Below are 2,461 nucleotides of genomic sequence, written 5' to 3'. Positions count from 1 at the left end.
CTGACCGCCACGGGCGGCGACGGAGGCCAGGGCGGCGGCGGGATGACGGGCCGCGGCCCCGGCACCGCGGGCCAGGACGGCGGCGACGGCTACGTCGTCATCTGGTGGTAGCGGCCTGAACCGGCGGCTCCCGGGCCCCCGACCCGGGAGCCGCCGGCGCCCTGCGGCGTGCCCGTGCCGGGCAGCCGGGTGACGTACGGGCGGACCCGCGCGCGGCCCCGGCCGGTGCGGCCGGTCCGCCCGTACAGTCCGCTGGGAACCCCAGCCTCCGGCGCCGGGGGCGCGCACCGGCAAGGGAGACAGCCGTGACCTCGAACGACCAGGACCGCTTCCCCGCCGATCCGGCCCGCCCGCAGGACGGGCACCCCGCGGGCCGCGCCTCGATGCACGTGTTCGTGCTCTCCGGATCCTCCCGCACCGGCTCGGTCAACGCGCGCCTGGCGGCACTCGTCGCCGGCCTGGTCGTGCGCACCGGGGCCACCGCCGAGCCCGCCCTGCTCGGGGACTTCCCGATGCCGCTGTACGACGGGGACGTGGAGGCCGACGAGGGGGTGCCGGCGGGCGCGCTGGCACTGCGCGAGCGGATCGAGGCGGCGCAGGCCGTGGTCATCGCCTCGCCCGAGTACAACGCCTCCGTCCCCGGGCCGGTCAAGAACGCCGTCGACTGGGTCTCCCGGGTCCGGCCGCAGCCCTTCAAGGACAAGCAGGTCTTGCTGGTGTCGGCCTCCCCGTCGATGGTGGGCGGCAACCGGGGCCTGTGGGCGCTGCGCGTCCCGCTGGAGCACCTCGGCGCCCGGGTCTACCCCGACATGTTCAGCCTCGCCGCCGCCCACCAGGAGTTCACCGAGGACGGGGCCCTCGCCGACCGGGGCCTGGGGGAGCGGCTGGCGTCCACCGTCGACGCCTTCCTGGACCTCGCCGAGGCCGACACCCGATACCTGTGCCTCCAGCGCCGCTGGTACGAGTTCCTCGGCGACCGCACCGACGCACCGGTCACCGCACGCGCCCAGGACTGAGCCGGCGCCCGCCCGTCCACCCGTCAGCGCACGCCCCGCCTTCACCCGAAGGCGGGGCGTGCACTGCTGTACAGGGGGCGCGCGCTGGGGCGGATGCGACTCTTCCGGAAGAAATCCGGAGCCGGCTTGCACGATCGGGCGCCTTTTCCGATGGGGTGGTGATGGGGGGAGCTTGTCGCTCCACGGCTGCCGGACACGGGGGCAGGCGGCCCGCCACTCACAAGCCACTCGGAAGGTTCCACGCAGAAGTGAACGCTGCCCAGACCCTCACCCTCGTGCTGATAGACGCCACCGTGGTCCGTGACGACCCGAGAGGGGTCCTCTCGAGCGATGTGACCGGGGTGCAGGCGCACCCGCGGCTGCCCACCGCCCGCACAGGCGGCGACGAGCAACGACGGGGGAACGCATGAGCGAAGGCGAGTTCGACCCATCGGGGGACCAGACGGTCTCCAGCGAACTGGCGGGTGTGCTCCCCGTGGAGTTCACCGCGTTCCACTCCCAGCAGCACCGCGCGTACCTGCGCTACGCCCACCTCCAACTGGGCAACGCCAAGGACGCCGAGGAAGTCGTCGACGACGTGTTCACCTTCCTGCTGAAGGTGTGGCGCCAGGCGCTGAAGGAAGCGAGCCTCCACGGCTTCGCGTGGGCGGTGCTGCGCGAACACGTGGAACGGCGCCTGGCGGCCCTCGGCCGTCAGGTCGCCATGGTGGAAACGGCGTGGTTCTCGGCGCTGCGCCGCTCCTCCAGGGAGCGGCTCGAACTGCTGGAGTCGAAGCTCGGCCTGTACGCGGCGATCGCCGAACTGTCCGAGCGGCAGTACGACGTGGTGCTGCTGGCCTTCCTGCTGGGCAACGACTCCGACACCGTCGCCCGGATGATGGGGATCTCCCCGGCGACCGTCCGGTCGCACGTCCGAGGCGCACGCCGAACCCTGTCCCGCAAGCTCGGGGTGGACTGGATCCCCGGAGAGGAGAAGGACCAGTGAGCGACATGCCCGCTGACCGTGACATGCCGCTGGGCGAACTGGACTCGGCCCTGGAGAACGCCGCGGTGCTCGCCGAGGAGTACGCCGGCTACGACGAGGGGGCCGCCCGGCGCCGCGTCGCCCGCCGCATCGCCGCCGACCGCGCCCGCGCGGCGCTCGGCACCACCGGCGCCGACCAGGACCGGGGCCGGACCGCCGCGACCGCGTGGGACGACCTGGTGCTCGACGCCGCCTGCCACGTACGGGCCGCACGATGCCTGGACGACCTGACCTGGTCCCTGGCCGAGAGCCGGGACTTCGCGGAGCTCGCCCTGCACACCCGCTCCTGGCCCCACGGCGTGGACTCGGCCCTGCTGTTCGGCTGTCTGCTGCACCTGACGGACCGGCTGGAGGCCGCGCAGTTCTGGTTCCAGTACGCCGCCGGTGCGGGCTCGCGCACCGCCGCCCAGTGCCTCTACCC

2 protein-coding genes and 1 pseudogene are annotated in these 2,461 nt (G+C 73.8%); all 3 read left to right on the top strand.

Annotated features, from left to right (window positions below; all coding sequences use genetic code 11):
- Positions 1-383 precede the first annotated feature (383 nt).
- Positions 384-1,016 (top strand): NADPH-dependent FMN reductase, encoded by a 633-nt coding sequence (locus VR44_RS36760; protein WP_045952012.1) that lies wholly within the window; start codon positions 384-386, stop codon positions 1,014-1,016.
- A gap of 406 nt (positions 1,017-1,422) precedes the next feature.
- The gene (locus tag VR44_RS36755; RefSeq protein ID WP_045952010.1) at positions 1,423-2,001 is read left to right on the top strand and encodes an RNA polymerase sigma factor; all 579 of its coding nucleotides are present in this window, start codon (positions 1,423-1,425) and stop codon (positions 1,999-2,001) included.
- A gap of 5 nt (positions 2,002-2,006) precedes the next feature.
- Positions 2,007-2,461: pseudogene (locus VR44_RS36750) on the top strand (hypothetical protein); the annotation flags it as partial.

It is taken from the genome of Streptomyces katrae (assembly GCF_000966975.1).
GTDB lineage: Bacteria > Actinomycetota > Actinomycetes > Streptomycetales > Streptomycetaceae > Streptomyces > Streptomyces katrae.
Note: the sequence above shows the minus strand (reverse complement) of the source record. Positions and strands in the feature narration are given on the sequence as shown.

Excerpts from the sequence above, each read along its gene's own strand:
- VR44_RS36760 (WP_045952012.1), top strand. The coding sequence starts at position 384 with ATGCACGTGTTCGTGCTCTCCGGATCCTCCCGCACCGGCTCGGTCAAC.
- VR44_RS36755 (WP_045952010.1), top strand. The coding sequence starts at position 1,423 with ATGAGCGAAGGCGAGTTCGACCCATCGGGGGACCAGACGGTCTCCAGC.